This is a genomic window from Amycolatopsis alkalitolerans, from assembly GCF_006152065.1.
Lineage (GTDB): Bacteria > Actinomycetota > Actinomycetes > Mycobacteriales > Pseudonocardiaceae > Amycolatopsis_E > Amycolatopsis_E alkalitolerans.
Map to the genome: position 1 here is coordinate 60,616 of NZ_VDFW01000024.1, position 20,845 is coordinate 81,460.

The 20,845-nt window shown below is 70.0% G+C and carries 7 protein-coding genes and 1 pseudogene; 3 read left to right on the forward strand and 5 right to left on the reverse strand.

What is annotated here, in order from left to right:
* Positions 1–45 precede the first annotated feature (45 nt).
* On the forward strand, positions 46–3,798 hold the full coding sequence (locus tag FG385_RS24185) for an ABC transporter ATP-binding protein (protein ID WP_139099105.1): 3,753 nt from the start codon (positions 46–48) through the stop codon (positions 3,796–3,798).
* A 285-nt stretch (positions 3,799–4,083) separates the two neighbouring features.
* Here the strand turns inward: FG385_RS24185 and FG385_RS24190 are convergent, their stop codons facing one another.
* Entirely contained in the window at positions 4,084–6,354 is a 2,271-nt protein-coding gene (locus FG385_RS24190; protein WP_139099071.1) for a P-loop NTPase fold protein, read from the reverse strand.
* A 43-nt stretch (positions 6,355–6,397) separates the two neighbouring features.
* The gene (locus FG385_RS24195; protein WP_139099072.1) at positions 6,398–7,768 is read right to left on the reverse strand and encodes an FAD-binding oxidoreductase; all 1,371 of its coding nucleotides are present in this window, start codon (positions 7,766–7,768) and stop codon (positions 6,398–6,400) included.
* A 161-nt stretch (positions 7,769–7,929) separates the two neighbouring features.
* Between FG385_RS24195 and FG385_RS24200 the strand changes: the two genes are divergently transcribed.
* Together FG385_RS24200 and FG385_RS24205 are read left to right on the forward strand one after the other, a co-directional pair.
* Complete coding sequence (locus FG385_RS24200; RefSeq protein WP_139099073.1) at positions 7,930–12,870, forward strand: RHS repeat-associated core domain-containing protein; 4,941 nt, start codon at positions 7,930–7,932, stop codon at positions 12,868–12,870.
* Between the two features lie 172 nt (positions 12,871–13,042).
* A complete protein-coding gene (locus FG385_RS24205) occupies positions 13,043–16,720 on the forward strand; it encodes a multifunctional oxoglutarate decarboxylase/oxoglutarate dehydrogenase thiamine pyrophosphate-binding subunit/dihydrolipoyllysine-residue succinyltransferase subunit (RefSeq protein ID WP_139099074.1) in 3,678 nt (1,225 codons plus the stop codon).
* Between the two features lie 231 nt (positions 16,721–16,951).
* Here FG385_RS24205 and FG385_RS24210 read toward each other — a convergent pair.
* The 3 genes and pseudogenes from FG385_RS24210 to FG385_RS24220 all read right to left on the reverse strand — a co-directional run.
* Positions 16,952–18,121 (reverse strand): annotated as a pseudogene (locus FG385_RS24210) (S8 family peptidase); the annotation flags it as partial.
* A gap of 162 nt (positions 18,122–18,283) precedes the next feature.
* A complete protein-coding gene (locus FG385_RS24215) occupies positions 18,284–19,363 on the reverse strand; it encodes an ABC transporter ATP-binding protein (protein ID WP_139099075.1) in 1,080 nt (359 codons plus the stop codon).
* Positions 19,364–19,441: 78 nt separating this feature from the next.
* Positions 19,442–20,641 (reverse strand): NAD(P)-dependent malic enzyme, encoded by a 1,200-nt coding sequence (locus tag FG385_RS24220; protein ID WP_139099076.1) that lies wholly within the window; start codon positions 20,639–20,641, stop codon positions 19,442–19,444.
* Positions 20,642–20,845 lie beyond the last annotated feature (204 nt).

Sequence of the window (20,845 nt, forward strand, 5' to 3'; positions counted from 1 at the left end):
CACCGCCACGCAAATCACCGCACAGTGTTCTCCGACGCGCATAGTCTGGAGCGTGTGACCGCTCCTGCTCCCACCACCGCTGAACCGCAGACCGGCTGGATCCGCAGACTCGCCGCCGCCTGCTGGCGGCATCCCTGGCTCGTCGTGCTGTCGCTCGCCGCGGCGGTCGTCAGTGTCGGCTTCCAGGCCGTCAGCCCGCTGCTGGTGAGGGTCGCGGTGGACGACGCGGTCGGCGGCCGCACCGCCGGCCTCGGCCTGCTGGCCGGCGGGCTGGTCGGGGTGCAGGTGCTCATGTTCGGGACCGCGTTCATCCGCCGGTACGTCGGCGGGCGGCTGGCCCTGGACGTGCAGCACGACTTGCGGCAGGCGGTGTTCGGCGCGGTGTCGCGTTTGGACGGCGGGAAGCAGGACTCGCTGCGCACCGGCCAGGTCGTCTCGCGGGCGATCACCGATCTGCAACTGGTCGTGTCGCTGCTGATGATGACGCCGATGTCGGCCGGATCGGTCGTGTTCGCCGTGTTCTCGCTCGCCGCGATGCTGTGGATGTCACCGGGGTTGACGCTGATCGCCCTGATCGTCGTGCCGGCGGTCGCGATCGTCGTCGGCGCGTCCCGCAAGCGGTTGTTCCCCGCCACGTGGTCCGCGCAGCAGCGTGCCGCGGACCTCGCGCAGCACGTCGAGGAGACGGTGACCGGCGTTCGCGTGGTCAAGGGCTTCGGGCAGGAGGCGCGAGAGGTCGCGCGGCTGGAGAAGACCGCGAGGAAGCTGTTCGCCGAACGCCTCCGCGCGGCCCGGCTGTCGGCCGTACCGACTGCGACCACCTCGGCGCTGCCCGCGGCCGGCCAGGTCGCCGTACTCGCCTTCGGCGGGATCCTCGCCCTTCGCGGCGACGTGAGCCTCGGCACGTTCCTCGCGTTCGCCAGCTACGTGTCGGGCCTGATCGGTCCGGCGCGGATGCTTTCCTCGATGGTGGTGCAGGCGCAGCTCACACGCGCGGGCGCGGACCGGGTGTATGAGCTGATCGACGCGCAGCCCGAAGTCCGTGACAAGCCGGACGCTCGCCCGTTGCCCGAGGGTCCGCTCGGCATCCGGCTCGACGGCGTGAGGTTCGGCTACACGCGGTCCGAACCGGTGCTCGACGGGCTCTCGCTCGAGGCGAAACCGGGCGAGACGCTGGCCCTCGTCGGCACCGCCGGTTCGGGCAAGTCGACGATTTCCCTGCTGCTGCCCCGGTTCTACGACGTGCACTCGGGCTCGGTAGGCCTCGGCGGCGTCGACGTGCGCGACTTGCACCTCGCCGACCTGCGGAAGGCGATCGGCGTGGTGTTCGAGGAGGCGTTCCTGTTCTCGACGTCGATCCGCGAGAACATCGCCTACGGCCGCCCGGACGCGAGCGACGACGAGGTCTACGCCGCCGCGAAGGCGGCCGAGGCGCACGATTTCATCAGGCAACTGCCCGAGGGCTACGAAACGCTCGTCGGCGAACGCGGGCTGACGCTGTCGGGCGGTCAGCGGCAGCGGCTGGGGCTGGCCCGCGCGCTGCTGACCGATCCGCGCGTGCTGATCCTCGACGACGCGACCTCGGCCGTCGACACGGTGACCGAGGCCGCGATCCACGACACCCTGCGCGCGGTCACCGCGAGCCGGACCACGCTGCTCATCGCGCACCGCAAGTCGACGCTCGCACTGGCCGACCGGATCGCCGTCCTCGACGCGGGCCGGGTGGTCGACGTGGGCACGGCCGCGGAGCTGGAAGAACGCTGCGAGCTGTACCGCGAACTCGTGGCCGGGCCCGGTGAGGGCGTCGAGCAGAAGCACCGCCCCGAATGCGCGGTCCGGCCCGAAACCGGGGTCACGCCGCAGCTGTGGCCGGAGGTCGCCGATCAGGACGACGCGGGACAACTCGCGGACTCCGCCCAGCAGCGAGGGGCCGCCGCGGGCGGGGGGATGGCCGGGATGCGGGGCGCGTTCGACGTGCCGCCGACCGAAGAGCTCATCGAGGGGGTGCGCAGGCTGCCGCCGGCCAATGACGTGCCGGCGCTGACGGAGACGGACGTCACCGAACCGGATCCGAGGTTCAGCCTCGGGCGGATGCTGCGGCCGGTGCGGCTGCTGCTGACCACGGTGATCCTGCTGGTCGGGCTGGACGCGGCGGCGACGATCGCGCTGCCCGCGCTGTACCAGTACGGGGTCGACCACGGGGTGCGGCCCGGGGTCGAGTCGGTCGTGTGGTTCATCGCCGCGGCCGGTGCGCTGATCGTCGCGATGGACTGGTTCGTGATCCGCGCGCAGACGAAGCTCACCGCGCGCGCCGGGGAGACGGTGCTCTACTCGCTGCGGGTGCGCAGCTACGCGCATCTGCAGCGGCTCGGGCTCGACTACTACGAGCGCGAACTGTCCGGCAAGATCATGACGCGGATGACCACCGACGTCGACGCGCTCTCGACGTTCCTGCAGACCGGGGTCGCGCAGGCGGTGATCAGCGCGCTCACCCTGGTCGGTATCTCGGCGGCGCTGCTGGTCACCGACCCGTCCCTGGGTCTGTATGCGCTTTCCGTGCTGCCGGTGCTGATCGTCGCGACCGTGATCTTCCGCAGGCTGGCCACCGCCGCGTACAACGAGGCGCGCGAGCGGGTGAGCGTGGTCAACGCCGATATGCAGGAGAACGTCAGCGGTCTGCGGGTCGCCCAGGCCTACAGCCGCGAGGAGCGTTCGGCCTCCGACTTCGCCTCCCGCAGCGACGCCTACCGCCGCTCGCGGCTGCGGGCGCAGCGATATGTCGCGACGTACTTTCCTTTCGTGACAATGCTTTCCGGGGTCGCCGAGGCGGTCGTGCTGGTGATCGGCGCGAACCGGGTCGCGGCCGGTACGCTGGAAGTCGGTGTGCTGCTCGGATTCCTGCTGTACCTCAACCTGTTCTTCTCGCCGATCCAGCAGCTCTCGTCGGTATTCGACGGGTACCAGCAGGCGAAGGTCGGGCTGCACCGGATCAGCGACCTACTGCGCACGCCGACTTCGGTGCCGCCGCCCGAGCATCCGGTGGCGGTGCCGGAACGGCTGTCCGGTGAGGTCACCTTCGACGCGGTCGACTTCGCCTACCCCGGCACGGATTCCCTCGCACTCGCGGATATCTCGCTGAAGGTGACGCCCGGCGAGACGGTCGCGCTGGTCGGCGCGACGGGAGCGGGCAAGTCGACCGCGGTGAAGCTCGTCGCCCGGTTCTACGACGCGACGAGCGGGAAGGTCGGCATCGACGGGCTGGACGTGCGGGACTACGACCTGCCGGGGCTGCGGCACCGGATGGGGGTCGTACCGCAGGAGGCGCACCTGTTCTCGGGCACGGTCGCGGACAACGTGCGCTACGGCCGCCCGTCCGCGAGCGACGCCGAGGTGGAGGCGGCGGTGCGCGCGGTCGGCGCGCTGGACGGGGTCAGCGCGCTGCCGGCCGGGTTCCGGCAGCAGGTCGGCGAGCGTGGCAAGGCGCTTTCGGCCGGGCAGCGGCAATTGATCGGGCTGGCCCGGGCCGAACTGGTCAACCCGGACGTGCTGTTGCTGGACGAGGCGACGGCCGCGCTCGACCCGTCCACCGAAGCCGCGGTGCTGCAGGCGACGGAGACGCTCGCGCGCAGGCGCACGACCTTCGTGGTGGCCCACCGGTTGGCGACGGCCGCGCGGGCGGACCGGATCATCGTGCTGGACCACGGGCGGGTGGTCGAGCAGGGCACACACGACCAACTGGTCGCGGCCGGCGGACATTACGCCCAACTATGGCTGAACAGCGAATTTCACCCACGGTGACGACTTGGTTCTGCTACGTTAACCTTCGGCCGGTTTGGGGAGCGGCATGACGCAGCCGAACGGGCCGGAGGAGATTGTCAGCAGCCTGACGGCCCCGGCACCGCCGCCCGGTTTCGCCACCCCTCACTCGGCAAGCCGCCGACCCTCAGAGAACTCGCCGCCGTCCATGGCTACCCCACCATCCGGTGGGCGTCCGCGACCACAACGGCACCCGCAGCCGCACCTTCGGCGCCACGGCGCCGGACATCGCCCGCCGCTGGGGTCAGCTGGGCGCCGCGCCGAATCCTAAGTAGACAGTTCGACGACCGGGAGCCGCCATGCCTGGCGGAACTGGTCGACGAGCAGCCAGGCTTGGGTCGTGTTGTCGCCGAAAGCCTGACGTGCCCGGGTGAGTGTCTCGAACGAACCCGGCCCGGTGTCCGTGGAGCCGCCGACGATCCGGTTCTGCGAGAGCGTGTCGTCGAAGACTTCACGCATCGTCAGCGCGAAGTAGAGGAACGTCGCCAGTTCCATCCGGACCGCCCCGAGTGGTTCGCTCTCCTCGCTCATCACGGCCAGTTTCCTCACCGTGGCAAGCAGTTCCTCGGGCCGCTGCCGGGCGAGATCCGGTCCGTCGGCGAGCCGGACCAGTTCCACTGCCGAGGAGACGTGCCCCAGCGGCCTGACCTCTCGTTGCGCGAGCCGGGCCGCCTGCTCGATCGCGGTTCCGGTGAGCGCCGTACACACCTGCGCGAGGCCCGGTGCCGGTGTCGTCTGCGCGACGTCCATCATCGCCCTCGCCACGCGGATCAGGTCTCGTGGGAGGCCGCCGGAAAAGCAGTGTGCGAAGCAGACGAACGGCTCCGGCAGCCCGATCACCCTTCTCCCCAGCACTTCCCGGCTTTCCGGCAAGGTCAGGTAGTCCAGCCGGATGATCTCGTCGAAGGCGCTGTCGAACGCGTCGCGCACGGAGAAACCCCGGCGCTCGAACGAAATCAGCGCGTCCTCGGACACCGAAAGCACGAAATGGCAGCCGGGCACGCCGAACAGCGCCTTCAGCTCGTTGACGAACCGGTGCGCGTGCTCGGCCGACGCGACCTTGTCCAGCTCATCGATCGCCACGACCACCGGCGTCGCCGCGATATTGCGGTTCGTCTCGCGGAGCCGCCGTGCCGTCGTCGTGAGGTACTTCCGGAGTTCGTCGATGATCTCGGGGTACGTCAGCGGCTGGCGGGCCCTGGCCTTGGACCGGCTCGCCGTGAAGTCCGCGGCGGCCTTCGGCAGCGTGAACTTGCCCGACCAGCCCGTGGTCGTCGTCAGCTGGAAACGGATCTCCTCCAGCCGCCGGTCGGCGTCCGCGACGAGCATCCGCCAGGCCTTGTCTTCGGCTGTTCGCCGGTCGAAGAGCCGCTTCCTCAGCGAACGCGCCGCCTTCCGGTAGTCGATGACGGCCTGGCAGGCGACGGCGTAGATGTGCAGCGCGAAATCCCGGCCCTCGTAACCGATCGGGGCGTCGACGCGGATCACCAGATGCTCGCGCCCCTCCGGGAGCAGCCGCTTCTCGCGATGCGCTTCCAGCAGCGTCGTCTTACCGGCGCCGCGCGGCCCGGCGACCCCGATCGCCCCGGACCGCATCCCGCTGAGCGCCCGCTTGAAACGCTGGGTGGACGCGGTTTCGAGCGTCCGCGCGATGCTGGTCATCTCGCCGAGACCGGAGTCGTCCCGGACGGTGAGCCGCACCTCGTATGACGGCGCCGCGAGCCGGCTGATCAGGCTGTTCACCGCGAGTTCGGCGGCCTGCCGCGCGTCCTCGCGCCAGCGATCGAGGGCCTCCTCGGCCTCGGCGCGCAGACCGGAATGGAGCGCCGCGATGCTCGGCTTGTTCGGGCTCGCGGACGCGCCCGCCGCGGCGAACGCGAACGTGAGCACGGCGAGTACCGCGGCGATGACCGTGCCCGGGGTCGTCACGTGCCGGACCAGCGACGGCCAAAGGCCGAGCACGGCGACAACGGTCACGAGAAACGCGGCCCAGCGCGCGATCCGGCAGGCGATGCGGGTGCCGAACGGCCGTGATCGTGGCGGCCACGCCCGGTCGGTGATGGTGAACAGCCAGCCGATGGACAGTCCCAGGTAGAGCAGGGCACCTACGACCACGACGGCCAGCGTCAGGCCGATCTTGGCGATCAGCCAAGTTCCCCCGCCGTACGCCGCGGCGAGCAGCGCGGCACCGCCGAGGACCACAGCGGGCCCGATCAGCAGCAGGAAGAACTCCAGCACCGCCCGGTACTCGCTCGACCAGGCCCGGTCCGCGCCGGCCGGCCCGACCTCGCCGAGGGCGCGCACCGCGTCCCGGTACGCGGAGATCCGGTCGTTGGTCGGGCTGAGCAGCGCGCCGGGATCGGCGAGCAGGCGGCTGCGGAGATCGGCACGGTCCAGCCTCTGCTCCTCGCAGAACTCCTGGATCTTCCGCTGTGCCAGCACCTCGTCGACGATCGGCGGGAGTTCCGCGGACGCCAGCGCCCGCATGACCCCGTCGACCGCCGGCGCGAGCTCATCCATCGTCAACTGGTCCGTCATGTCGTATTCGACGGCTTCCGCACCGGGATGGTTGCTGCACTGATCAGGTGAAGATCTTGCCGGGGTTCAGGATGTTCAGCGGGTCCAGCGCCGCCTTGACCGCGCGGTGCATGTCCAGCACGGCCGGGCTCACCTCGCGCCCGAGGCCGGCCCGCTTGAGCAGGCCGATCCCGTGCTCGCCGGTCACCGTGCCGCCGAGTTCGATCGCGTCGGAGATGATGTCCTCGAACGCCGCCTGCGCCCGGCGCTTCGCGTCCTCGTCGCCGATGGGGGTGATCAGCAGCGGGTGCAGGTTGCCGTCGCCGGCATGCGCGATGTTGGCGATCAGCGTGTCGTGCTCAGCCGCGGTCTTTTCGATCCGCGCGAGCATCTCCGGCACCAGCGCCTTCGGCACGCACACGTCCTCGGTCAGCACCGGGCCGAGCCGCTCCAGCGCCGGGTACGCCAGGCGCCGAGCGTCGAACAGCGCCTCGGCCTCCTGCTCGTCCGAGGACACCGCCGCCCAGGTCGCCCCGGCGGCTTCGAAGCACCGCAGCATCGTCGTCGCTTCGTCCTCGCCCGCCTGTCCCGGTGTGTCGACGCGGCCGAGCAGGACGACGTTCGCCTCGGTGGACAGGCCCATGTTCTTCCACGCGTCCACCGCTTCCAGGCAGTGCCTGTCCACCAGTTCCAGCGCCGAGGGCACGACGCCCGACACGGAGACCGCGCTGACCGCCTCGCCCGCGGCCACCACGGAATCGAAGTACCCGGCGATCGTGCGCTCGGCGAGCCGCTTGGGCCGCAGCCGCACGGTGATCTCGGTGATGATGCCGAGCGTCCCCTCCGAACCGACCATGAGCCCGCACAGGTCGTAGCCCGCGACGCCCTTCGCGGTGCGCCGCCCCAGGCGCACCACTTCACCGCGCCCGGTCACGACCTCCAGCCCCAGCACGTAGTCCCGGGTGACGCCGTACTTGACGCAGCACAGCCCGCCCGCGTTGGTCGCCACGTTGCCGCCGATGGTCGACCACTGGGCACTCGCCGGATCCGGCGGGTACCACAGGTCATGCACCGCGCATTCCGCGCGCAGGTCGTCGTTCACCACCCCCGGCCGCACGACCGCGAACCGCTCGGCCCGGTTGATCTCGAGCACCTGGTTCATCGCCTCGAACGCGATGACGATGCAGCCTTCGATCGCGTTGGCCCCGCCGGACAACCCGGTGCCCGCGCCGCGCGGCACGACCGGCACCCGGTGTTCCGCGGCCAGCCGCACGACCGCCTGCACCTCTTCGGTACTGCGCGGCCGCACCACCGCGACGGCCTGCGCGTAGGGTGCCCACTCGGCGTGATCCTGCAGATAGGTCTCGACCACGTCGGGGTCGTCCAGCACGTGCTCCGCGGGCACCACCGCGCGCAGCCGGGCCACGAGATCCATTGCCACCTCCGGCTGTCCAGGTTACGCGGAAGACCGGACGGGAGATGCCCGGCCGTACACCGGTCTCTGACCTAACGGGCCGCGAGGACGCTCAAGCGGAGCCGGATTCGCGGACCATCCGTCATGGTGGACGGCAGGTGGAATCCGGGTGAAGGGACGGCATGACGAATCCACTGGTGGCCCAGAAGCAGGATTCCACTTCGGCGATCTCGGGGATCACGATCCTCGAAGGTGCCCAGTCGGTCAAACAGGGCATCGAGAGCGGCGACTGGGCCTCGACCGTCCTGGGCGCCGCGGGGACCGCGATGGATGCGCTCGCGTTCGTGGCCGACCCGTTCGGCTCCATCCTCGCGGCGGGCGTTGGCTGGCTGATGGAACACGTCGGCCCGCTGAAGGAGGCGCTGGACAAACTCGCCGGGGACCCCGACCAGATCACCGCGCATTCGGAGACCTGGAAGAACATCGCCGCCGAAGTGGGCAAGGTCGGTGCCGACCTGGGAAACCAGATCAACGCCGACATCCAGTCCTGGACCGGCCCCGCCGCCGACGCCTACCGGCAGCAGGCCGGCGAGGTCGCCAAGGTCCTGCAGGCCGCGTCCGAGGCCTGCGAGGGCGCCTCCAGCGGGGTGAAGACCGCCGGTCAGGTGGTCGCCGCGGTGCGGATGCTGGTGCGCGACACCATCGCCCAGGTCGTCGGGCACCTGGTTTCCTGGGCGCTGCAGGTGATCGCGACGCTGGGCATCGGGCTCGCGTGGGTGGTGCCGCAGGTGGTGAACCTGGTCGCGAAGACGGCCAAGGACATCGCGGGGCTGATCGCGAACCTGACCAAGGCGCTCGGCCAGCTGGGCAAGCTGCTGGGCAAAGCCAGTGGCGTGTTCAAGGACGCGGCCAAGGGCCTCAAGGGACTCAAGCCCGGCGAGGTCGGCAAAGGCGGCAACCCCGGCACGCTTCCCGCGAGCGCGAAGGACGTCAACCCCGGGAACGGGACCCTGCCCTCGGGCGCGGGCAAGGACCTCGGCCTCGGCGGCGGCAAGGCCGATCCGCCGCCGAAGCTCGAAGGCGGTGGCACGCCGAAGGGCGATCCCGGCGACAGCGCGCCGCCGGTGGCCAAAGGCCCGGAGCCGGCCGGCGGCACGCGCGCGTCGAGTGCCAAGGACGGCCCGGATCCGGCCAAGACCAAGGAACCCGGCGAGAAGACCTGCGAGTTCGACCCGATCGACGTCGCGACCGGCGACGTCCTGCTGACCGAAGTGGACCTCGGCGTCCCCGGCGAACTGGGCGAGCTGATCGTGCGCGAGCACGTGTCCTCTTACCGGCACGGCCGCTGGTTCGGTCCGTCCTGGACGTCCCTTGTGGACGAACGGCTCGAGCTGGCCGCCGGGACGGTCCGGTACTTGTCGGCCGACGCGATGGTGCTGTCGTTCCCCGTGCCCGCGCCGGGCACCGAGGCCACGCCCGCGCACGGTCCGCTGCGCCGGCTGCGGGAGGTCGGCGGCGGGTACGTGCTCGAAGACCCGGCCCGCGGGCAGCTCCGGGTGTTCGTCCCGGCCCCGGGTGACCGCGACGTGTTCATGCTGGCCGAAGTGCGCACCGAAGGCGGCGAGTCCGTCGAGATCGAACACGACGAATCGGGCGCGCCCGAGACGCTGATCCATTCGGGCGGCACGCGGCTCGCCTTCGAGGTAGCCGACGGCCGGGTGCGCGCCATCGGCGCACTGACCGGGACCGGCACCGTCCCGGTCGCCACCTACGCCTACGACGAGCACGGCCATCTCGCGACCCGCACGAACTCCTCGCCGAACCCCGCGCAGTACCAGCACGACGAGGACGGCCGCCTGCTGGGCTGGACCGATCACACCGGAGCCTGGTATCGCTACGTCTACGACGCCGAGGGCCGCTGCGTCCGCACGGTCGGCGACGCCGGGTTCCTGGACGGCTCTCTGTCCTATGAGGACGGACGAACGGTGACCGCTGACTCGCTGGGGCACCGCAAGGTGTTCGAGTTCGAACGCGGCGATGTGGTGGCCGAGACGGACAAACTCGGTGGCGTCACCCGCTCGGTATGGGGGCCGCACAACAAACTGCTCGCGCGCACCGACCCGCTTGGGCGCCGCACGGAGTTCGAGCACGACACCGCCGGCCTGCTGCGGGCCGTCGTGCGCCCGGACGGCAGCCGGGTGCTGCTGCACTGGACCGGTCCGGATCTGGAGATCGAGATCAGCCAGGACGGCCAGGTGTGGCGCCGCGAGTACGACGCGGCGAACCTGCCGGATCCGTACGCCGAACAACTCGGCGTGGACATCGAGGAGACCGAGCCCTCGGCGGCGGGTACTCCCGTGGCGGAGCGCGACATGTTCGGCCGTCCGCGCGAGGTGGTGGACGCCGCCGGGGCACGCAGCACGATGTCCTGGACCGTCGAAGGCGGCCTGCGGGCGTTGACCGGGCCCGCCGGGGCGACCCGCCGCTGGACCTACGACGGCACGGGCCAGCAGACGTCGGCGACCGACGAGCTGGGCCGGGTCACCATGACCGAACCGGGGCCGTTCGGCACGCGCCGCACGATCACCGATCCCTCCGGCGCGAGGACCGTTTACCGCTACGACACGGAGCTCCGGCTGATCGAGGTGGTCAACCCGCTCGGCCGGTCATGGCGCTACACCTACGACGCCGATGGCCGTCTCGTCGCGGAGGAGGACTTCGACGGGCGCATCTCCCGGTACACCTACGACGCCACCGGGCAGCTCGTCCGCTCGGTCAACGCGGCGGGCGAGGTGCTCGACTACCGCTACGACCTGCTCGGCAACCTGATCGAGCGGCGCTCGGCGGGCGTTGTCGAGACTTTCCGCTACGACCCGGTCGGCAGGCTCGTGCACGCCGCCGGGCCGGACGCCGAGGTCTCGCTCACCCGGGACGGGGAGGGCCGGGTGAGCGCCCAGCGGACCGCCGGCGCGCTGACCGAGTTCGGCTATTCCGGGTCCGCGACCACCCGCCTCACGCCGTCCGGTGTGGACATTCGCTGGGACAGCGGCGAGGGCGGGGAACCGGAACGGATCCTGGTGGCGGGTATGGAGATCTCACTCGCGCACGACGCGGCCGGGCGGATGACCGTACTGTCCGCCGGGGGAAATCCGGTGGTGCGCCAGGAGTTCGATGCGAGCGGCAGGCTGGCGGCGCAGCACACGCCCGCCGGCGTCACCCGCTACCACCGTCGCCCCGACGGGAGCCTCGCCGCCCGGCAGGACCCGGCGGGCGGTTCACGCCACGAGTTCGACCAGCTCGGCCGGGTCACCGCGGTGCACTCGCCGCGCGGGACCGAGGCCTACGGCTACGACGTGCTCGGCAACCTCGTGGGGTCCTCGGCGGGCACGGGCGCGGAGTCCGGGCCGCGGCGCTACGCCGGAACGGTCATCCAGTCCGCGGGCGCCGTGTCGTACGTCCACGACGCGCGGGGCCGGCTGGTCCGCCGCACCGTCGCGGGCCAGGCCTGGACCTTCACCTGGGACGCGCAGGACCAGCTGACGGGCGTGCGCACCCCGGACGGCACGGTCTGGCGCTACCGCTACGACCCGCTCGGCCGCCGGGTCTCGAAGCAACGGCTCGACGCGGCGGGCGTGGTCGCCGAACAGGTCGCGTTCGCGTGGGACGGCACGAGGCTCGTGGAGGCCGCGCACATCGCCGACGGGACCTTCACCGGCGCCCTGACCTGGGTCCATCACCCCGGCGACGGCCGCCCGGTGCTGCAGATCGCCACCGCCGCCGACGGTACGAGGACCGTCACGGCGCTCGTCACCGACGAGATCGGCACGCCGGTCGAGCTGGTGTCGCTGCACACGGGTGCGGTGCAGCCGGTCGCGACCAACCTGTGGGGGCTTACCCCGCCGGGCGACGACGGCGGTACGCCACTGCGGTTCCCCGGCCAGTACCTCGACCCCGAGACCGGCCTGCACTTCAACGTGTTCCGGTACTACGACCCCGGCACCGCGCGCTACGTCAGCCCGGACCCGCTCGGCCTCGCGCCCGCGCCCAACCCGGTCGCGTATGTCGGCGACCCGATGACGATGCTCGACCCGGTCGGGCTCACCCAGGACTGGATGGCGAAGTTCGCGGACGACATCGAACCTCGAAAGTCCGGCCGCGCCAAACCGTGCCAAGCCGCGCAGACGGCGCCGTCGAGCAGCCCGTCCGGGACCGGGAAGCGCAAGGCGGACGGGACCGCGTCGAGCGCGAACAAGAAGATGAAGACCGACGACTACAGCAGCAACCAGCAGGCCATCGACAACCCCTCGGGGCCGGTCAATCGCGAGTCCGGCCGGACGGAGTCGCAGGGCGGCGGCACGACCTCCGGTGGCCGCCCGCACAAGCTCGACGGGCGCGGTAAGCACAGCGGTGGCAGCAAGCCGCAGCCAGGGCAGAACACCGACGTCATCGAACTCAACAAGGCCGCGCGAGAAGGAAAACTCAACCCCCAGCTGCAGAAGCAGATCGACGACATGAAGGCGGCCGGCAACGGCAAGGACGGCGACGGCTCCGCGTTCATTCGCGGTCACCTGCGAAACGACAACCTCGGCGGCCCGGGGCTGTCGCCCAACCTGACCCCACTGAGCAGCACCGCGAACAAGAACATGAGCGGCTCGTTCGAAGAGCCGTTGAAGAAGGTCGACAACTGGCTCAAGACCTCGCGTGGCGGCGATGGCGGCACTCTGCCGTCCCACCAGGCGCTGGCGCACCGATGGGGTGAGGACGGCGCGAAGACCATCCGCAACGACCTGGAGAACCTGCACGCCGAGTACAAAGTGGAGGTCAGCAACGAGACGAAGTTTCCCGGCTCGGCCAATGGTTTCGAACACTCCATCCGTGACCACCTCAATCTGCACGCGGAGTGGAAGGGCGATCTGCACGACGTGACGAAGGCATACCTGCTAGAGAACAGGAAGCTCACCGAGATGCCGATCTTCCCGCCGTCCGGCACCAGGATGGACACGGTCACCGGCGAGATGCGCATGCCCGGCGGAGATCTGTACGACTCCGCCGCGGCGAAGGCCGCTCGACGGGCGGACTTCGCCGCGGCTCGCGACCGGGTGGTGAACGCGATGCAGACCTGACCGTCGCGGTAGCAGATCCATCCCCGACTGAACCGATCAAGTGAGGAACACCAAACGCACTTGCAACGGAGATGCACCACTTCGATCACATGCGGCGAGGGTGGGGGGTTAGCCTGGTAGGCGCATCAGCGGACAACCAAGATCGAGAGATGGATAGAGGCGAGTCTCTGCCGTGTCCAGCAGCAGCCCTGCGTCACAGTTCGGCCCCAACGAATGGCTCGTCGAGGAGATGTACGACCAGTTCCTCGCCGACCCCAACTCCGTAGACGCCGCGTGGCATGACTTCTTCTCCGACTTCAAGCCGACGCAGACGCCGGAGACCAAGCCGGACACCGGGGGCGCCAGCGCCCCGGCGACGCAGGCGCCGAAGCCGTCGACGAACGGGCTGCCCACCGCTCCGAAGCCCGCCGCCAAACCCGCTCCCGCTCCCGCCAAGCCCGCCCCCGCCCCGCGGCCCGCCGCCGCGAAGCCGCAGGCGGCCGCCGCCAAGCCCGCGGCCGACGAGGAGACCAAGCAGCTGCGTGGCGCCGCCGCCGCGATCGCGAAGAACATGGACGCCTCGCTGAGCGTCCCGACCGCGACCAGCGTGCGCGCCGTGCCGGCCAAGCTGATGGCAGACAACCGCATCGTCATCAACAACCATCTGAAGCGCACCCGGGGCGGGAAGATCTCCTTCACCCACCTCATCGGGTACGCGATGGTCCGCGCGCTGCACGAGTTCCCGAACATGAACCGGCACTACCAGCTGGTCGACGGGAAGCCGTTCGCGGTCACGCCCGAGCACGTCAACCTCGGCCTCGCCATCGACATGAAGGGCAAGGACGGCAGCCGCACCCTCGTGGTCGCCTCCATCAAGAACACGGAGAACATGACGTTCCTCCAGTTCTGGCAGGCCTACGAGGACATCGTCAAGAAGGCGCGCAACAACAAGCTCACCGCCGACGACTTCGCCGGCACTACCATCTCGCTGACCAACCCGGGCGGGATCGGCACGAACCACTCCGTGCCGCGCCTGCAGGCGGGCCAGGGCGCGATCATCGGCGTCGGTGCCATGCAGTACCCGGCGCATTTCGAGGGCACCAGCGAGAAGACCCTGGTCGACCTCGGTATCAGCAAGATCATGACGCTGACCTCGACCTACGACCACCGGATCATCCAGGGTGCCGAATCGGGCGAGTACCTCAAGCGCATCCACGAGCTCCTGCTCGGCGGGGACGGCTTCTACGACGACATCTTCACCTCGCTGCGGCTGCCCTACGAACCGATCCGCTGGGTGAAGGACCTCCCCGAGGGCGAGATCGACAAGACGGCGCGGATCCTCGAGCTGATCGACGCCTACCGGATGCGCGGTCACCTGATGGCCGACACCGACCCGCTGAACTACCGCCAGCGCCGCCACGACGATCTCGACGTCCTCTCGCACGGGCTGACCCTGTGGGACCTCGACCGCGAGTTCGCCGTCGGCGGGTTCGCCGGGCAGGACCGGATGAAGCTGCGCGACGTCCTCGGCGTGCTGCGCGACTCCTACTGCCGCACGGTCGGCGTCGAGTACACCCACATCCTGGACCCGGAAGAGCGCCGGTGGATCCAGCGGCGGGTCGAGGTGCCGCACGCGAAGCCGGACCCGGCCGTGCAGAAGTACGTGCTGTCCAAGCTGAACGCGGCGGAGGCCTTCGAGACCTTCCTGCAGACCAAGTACGTCGGCCAGAAGCGGTTCTCGCTCGAAGGCGGCGAGACGGTCATCCCGCTGCTGGACACCGTGCTGGACAAGGCCGCCGAGCACGAACTCGACGAGGTCGTCATCGGCATGCCACACCGCGGCCGGCTCAACGTGCTGGCGAACATCGTGGGCAAGCCGATCTCGCAGATCTTCCGCGAGTTCGAAGGCAACCTCGACCCGGGCCAGGCGCACGGTTCCGGTGACGTGAAGTACCACCTGGGCGCGGAGGGCAAGTACTTCCGCATGTTCGGCGACGGCGAGACGAAAGTGTCGCTGGCCTCGAACCCGTCACATCTGGAGACCGTGGACCCGGTGCTGGAGGGCATCGTCCGCGCGAAGCAGGACATCCTCGACAAGGGCGACCAGGATGGCCAGGGCTTCACCGTGCTGCCGGTGCTGATGCACGGCGACGCGGCCTTCGCCGGGCAGGGTGTGGTCGCCGAGACGCTGAACCTGGCGCTGCTGCGCGGGTACCGCACCGGCGGCACCGTGCACATCATCATCAACAACCAGGTCGGCTTCACCACGGCGCCGGAGCACTCGCGCTCTTCGCAGTACGCCACGGACGTCGCGAAGATGATCGGCGCGCCGATCTTCCACGTGAACGGTGACGACCCGGAGGGCGCGCACTGGGTCGCGAAGCTCGCGGTGGACTACCGGCAGGCGTTCAACAAGGACGTCGTGATCGACATGATCTGCTACCGCCGCCGCGGCCACAACGAGGGCGACGACCCGTCGATGACGCAGCCGGCGATGTACGACATCATCGACACGAAGCGCTCGGTGCGGAAGACGTACACCGAGGCCCTGATCGGCCGCGGTGACATCTCCGTCGAAGAGGCCGAGGCCGCGCTGCGCGACTTCTCCAGCCAGCTCGAGCACGTGTTCAACGAGGTGCGCGAACTGGAGAAGCACCCGGCGACGGCGAGCCCCTCGGTGGAGGGTGAGCAGCAGGTGCCGGCCAAGGTCACGACCGCGGTGTCCCGCGAGGTCATCGAGCGCATCGGCGACGCGTTCATGAACGTGCCCGAAGGCTTCAGCCCACACCCGCGGGTCAAGCCGGTGCTCGAGCGCCGCGCGAAGATGTCGCGCGAGGGCGGCATCGACTGGGCCTTCGGTGAGCTGCTGGCGTTCGGTTCGCTCGCGATGGAAGGCCGCCTCGTGCGGCTGTCCGGCCAGGACTCGCGCCGCGGCACGTTCACCCAGCGGCACTCGGTGCTGATCGACCGCAAGAGCGGCAAGGAGTACGCGCCGCTGCAGAACCTGCGGGACGGCCAGGGCCGGGTGCTGATCTACGACTCGGCGCTGTCGGAGTACGCGGCCGTCGGGTTCGAATACGGTTACTCGGTGGCGAACGCGGACGCGCTGGTCATGTGGGAAGCGCAGTTCGGTGACTTCGTCAACGGCGCGCAGACGGTGATCGACGAGTACATCTCCTCGGGCGAGGCCAAATGGGGCCAGCTCTCGGACGTCGTACTGCTACTGCCGCACGGGCATGAAGGCCAGGGTCCGGACCACACCTCGGGCCGGATCGAGCGGTTCCTGCAGCTGTGCGCCGAGGGCTCGATGACCGTCGCGGTGCCCTCGACCCCGGCGAACTACTTCCACCTGCTGCGCCGCCACGCGCTGGACGGCATCCGCCGGCCGATGATCGTCTTCACCCCGAAGTCGCTGCTGCGCAACAAGGTCGCGACCTCGCCGGTCGAAGACTTCGTCGACCAGTCGAAGTTCCTCTCGGTGATCGACGACGTCGAAATCGACCCCGCCAAGGCACGGAAGGTGCTGCTGACCTCGGGCAAACTGTACTGGGAACTGGTCGCCGAACGCACCAGGCGCGAGGCGAACGACGTCGCCATCGTGCGCGTCGAGCAGTACTACCCGCTGCCGATCAAGAAACTGCGCGCCGCGCTCGAGCGCTACACGGCTTCGCGGCAGGTGACCTGGGTGCAGGAGGAGCCGGAGAACCAGGGCGCCTGGCCGTTCCTCGGCCTGCACCTGCCGCGCAAGCTGCCGCAGCTGCTGTCGGGCCTGGACGTCGTGTCCCGCCGCCCGATGGCCGCCCCCTCGGCCGGTTCGTCCAAGGTGCACGAGGTGGAGCAGAAGGCCCTGATCACCAAGGCCTTCGAGTAAAAGACACACAGGAAAGCGCCCTCCCCAGCCAAGGGGAAAGGGCGCTCTTCCTTACCCAGCAACAAAACGCACCACCGGACCACACCGCCCACACCCTCCCATCGAGGGCGCCCGCGCCCGGTTCAAAGATGCCTCGCCGGCGGGCAGGCTCCGGGATGACCCGGGGTTCGCGGTCATCTTGCGTCGGGCGGGTGGCCGGGTCGGGTGGCCCTTGGTTTGCGTTCTTTACTGGCCGGTGTAGAGCAATACGTTGGGTGAGTTGGTGCCTGCGCTGGTCACCTTCCCTGTCGTGCCGGCGGCGACGAGGGCGTTGCGGACCGTTGCCGGGGAGGCGCTGGCGTGCGTCGCCAGGTACAGGGCCGCGGCGCCCGTGACATGCGGCGTCGCCATCGAGGTGCCGCTGATCGTGTTCGTCGCCGTGGAACTGCCGATCCAGTCGGACGTGATGCTGCTGCCCGGCGCGAAGATGTCCAGGCACCTGCCGTAGTTCGAGTAGTACGCACGGGCATCGGAACTCGTCGTGGCACCGACGGTGATCGCGTCGGCGGCGCGGGCCGGGGAGGTGGTGCAGGCGTTCGCGCTGTCGTTGCCCGCGGCCACCGCGAACGTGACACCCGCGGAGATCGCGTTCTCCACCGCGTTGTCCACCGCCGTCGACACGCTCCCGCCGAGGCTCATGTTCGCCACCGCCGGTTTGACCGCGTGCTGCGCGACCCAGTCGATCCCTGCGATGACACCGGAGTACGTGCCCGAACCCGAGCAGTCGAGCACCCGCACCGCGGTCAGTTGCACGCCCTTCGCCACACCGTAGGTGCTCCCACCGACAGTGCCGGCGACGTGCGTGCCGTGGCCGTTGCAGTCGCTCGCGTTGCTGTCGTTGTCGACGAAGTCGTAGCCGGACTGGGCACGCCCACCGAAATCGCTGTGGGCGAGGTTGATCCCGGTGTCGATGATGTAGGCGTGCACGTTCGACGCGGTCGTCGAGTACGTGTACTTGCCGTCCAGCGGCAGGGACCGCTGGTCGATCCGGTCCAGCCCCCACGACGGCGGGTTCAGCTGGTCCGCCGCGATGTGGAAGGTGTGGTCCTGCTCGACGAACGCGACGGCAGGATTCGCCGCGAGCCGCTTGGCCTGGCTCTCGCTCATGGTCGCCGAGTAGCCCGTCAACGCCGAGGAGAACGTTCGGTGCACGAGCCCGGTCAGCGCACCGGTGGGCGACGCGCCGTTCTTCATGACGACGATGTAACTGTCCTTGATCGCGCCGGCGCCGTCGGCACCGACGATGGAGCCTTCCTTGGCCATCGCCGGAGCGCTGGTGGCAACGGCGGCGATGGTCGCCGCGGCCGCGGCCAGGCCGAGTGCGGCGAACGGTCTGCGCTTGCTTCCGGTGGGGATACGCACGGCAGGTATTCCTCCTTGGCAGGGCCGGTCCGGCGATCACGCACCGGACCGCAAGGGGCGAAAAGCATTCACTTCGCGAATGCCTCGCTGAGCGTAAAACCGGCATCCCCGCGATCGGAAGACCTGGAACTCGAACAGCCCCAGCCGAAAGTAGGCTTGCGGTCACTCCCTGTCGTCGAGTACGTCCAGAATCTGCCGCGCGGTGACCACCCCGGCCACCCGCCCCTCGTCGTCGATCACGACGCCCAGCCCCGAGGGCGAGGACAGGGCGGCGTCGAGCGCGCCACGGATCGGGCTGCCCTGCTGGTACAGCGAACCGCCCGCGACCAGATCCGGCTCCGCCAGCTTCCCGTCCACTGTGGACCCCGGCGCGAGCCATCCGCGCGGGCGACGCTCGGCGTTCACCGCCAGCCGCCAGTCCTCGACCGGGCCGGGCAGCGGCTCCCCCACCTCGATCGTCGCGACATCCTTGACTTCCACCCCGGCGGAATCCACAAAGGACAAGCCACGGTAGCCACGATCCCTGCCGACGAACGAAGCGACGAAATCGTCGACCGGATGGCGCAAGACGTCCGCGGGCGTGCCGTACTGGGCGAGCTTCCCGCCCACGCGCATCACCGCGACCTTGTCGCCCAGCCGCACGGCCTCGTCGATGTCGTGCGTCACGAACACGATCGTCTTGCCCAGCCTCGACTGCAGCCGGAGCAGTTCGTCCTGCAGTCCCTCACGGACGATCGGGTCGACCGCGGAGAACGGTTCGTCCATCAGCAGCACCGGCGAGTCGCCGGCGAGCGCGCGGGCGACCCCGACCCGCTGCTGCTGGCCACCGGAAAGCTGTGCCGGATAGCGCTTCGCGAGTTCCGCGGGCAGACCCACGGTGTCCAGTAGTTCGGCCGCGCGGTCGCGGGCCTTGCGCTTGCCCCAGCCGGTCAGCAGCGGCACCGTCGCCACGTTGTCGAGCACCGTGCGGTGCGGGAACAGGCCCGCGTTCTGGATGACGTATCCGATGCCGCGCCGCAGGACCGGCGGGTCGGACTCGCGGACATCCTTACCGTCCAGGAGCACCTGGCCCGAGGTCGGCTCGACCATCCGGTTGATCATGCGCAGCGACGTGGTCTTGCCGCAGCCCGAGGGGCCGACGAACACGGTGATGGTGCCGTCGTCGATGGTCAGGCTGAGCCCGTCCACCGCCACCGTGCCATCCGGATAACGCTTGGTGACGTCCCGGAACTCGATCCCCACGTGTCCTGCCTCCCTTTGCCGAAACGGCCGGCCCCCCGAGCAGGGAACCGGCCGTTTCGCGACAGCCTTCAGGCCACCCTAGCCCGTGACGCCGTCTTCCACCGCCGCCTTGGCGACCGCGGCGGCGACTTCCGGCGCCACCCGCGGGTCGAGCGGGCTGGGCACGATCCGGTCCGGACCGAGATCGTCCTGCGCGACCGCGACGATCGCGTCCGCCGCGGCGAGCTTCATGTTCTCCGTGATCGCCCGCGCACCCGCGTCGAGCGCGCCCCGGAACACGCCGGGGAAGGCCAGCACGTTGTTGATCTGGTTCGGGAAGTCACTGCGCCCGGTGGCCACGATCGAGGCGTAGCGTGCCGCCACCTCCGGGTGCACCTCCGGGTCCGGATTGGACAGTGCGAACACGATCGAGCCCTCGGCCATGGCGCCCAGCAGCGACTCGTCGATCGTCGAGCCCGACAGGCCCAGGAACACGTCCGCCCCGCGCAGCGCCTCGGCCAGCCCGCCGGTGAGCCCGGCCGCGTTCGTCGTTTCGGCCAGCTTCGCCTTGACCGGGTTCAGCCCTTCCCGGCCCGCGTGGATGATGCCCTTCGAGTCGAGCACCGTGACGTCGGCAACACCCGCCTCCTGCAGGATCTTCGTGCACGCGACCCCGGCGGCGCCGGCGCCGGAGATCACCACCCGCTGCCCGGCGATGTCGCGGCCGAGCACCAGGTTCGCCCCGCGCAGCGCGGCGAGCGTGACGATCGCCGTGCCGTGCTGGTCGTCGTGCATGACCGGGCAGTCCAGCGCCGCCTTGAGCTTGTCCTCGAGTTCGAAACAGCGCGGCGCGGCGATGTCCTCCAGGTTGACCGCGCCGAACGACGGCCGCAGCCGCACCAGCGTCTCGACGATCTCGTCCACGTCGGTGGTGTCGAGCACCAGCGGGATCGAGTCGAGCCCGCCGAACGTCTTGAACAGCACCGACTTGCCTTCCATCACGGGCAGCGACGCGCTCGCCCCGATATCGCCGAGACCCAGCACGGCGGTGCCGTCGCTGACCACGGCGACCAGCCGGTCGGCCCACGTGTAGCGCTTGGCGAGCGAGGCGTCCTCGGCGATCGCACGGCTGACCTTCGCCACGCCGGGCGTGTAGGCGACCGACAGGTCGCGCGGGCTGGAAATCGGCCGCTTCGCGGCGACGGTCAACTTGCCGCCCCCGTGCCCCGCGAAGATCTCGTCATCGGTCACCGGCGACGAATCGTCCCGCGCAGTGTTCGTCGTCTCAGCTTGCGTCATTCTCGAATCCCTCCCGGGACTGCGAACGGGGACAGCCAAGGGCCGTCCCCGATTTCCCCAGTGTGAACTGGCTCCTGCTGCTCGGCGGCCCGTGCGCGGTGGCGCCGGCGGCCGGCCAGGCGTCCGGTTGGCAGCCCATGGTCAGGCGACGGCCGCGGACGCGGCGGTCCTCACAGTCTGACACCACCTGCCCCGGCAGCGGTG

Excerpts from the sequence above, each read along its gene's own strand:
- FG385_RS24195 (WP_139099072.1), bottom strand. The coding sequence starts at position 7,768 with ATGGATCTCGTGGCCCGGCTGCGCGCGGTGGTGCCCGCGGAGCACGTG.
- FG385_RS24200 (WP_139099073.1), top strand. The coding sequence starts at position 7,930 with ATGACGAATCCACTGGTGGCCCAGAAGCAGGATTCCACTTCGGCGATC.
- FG385_RS24190 (WP_139099071.1), bottom strand. The coding sequence starts at position 6,354 with ATGACGGACCAGTTGACGATGGATGAGCTCGCGCCGGCGGTCGACGGG.
- FG385_RS24220 (WP_139099076.1), bottom strand. The coding sequence starts at position 20,641 with ATGACGCAAGCTGAGACGACGAACACTGCGCGGGACGATTCGTCGCCG.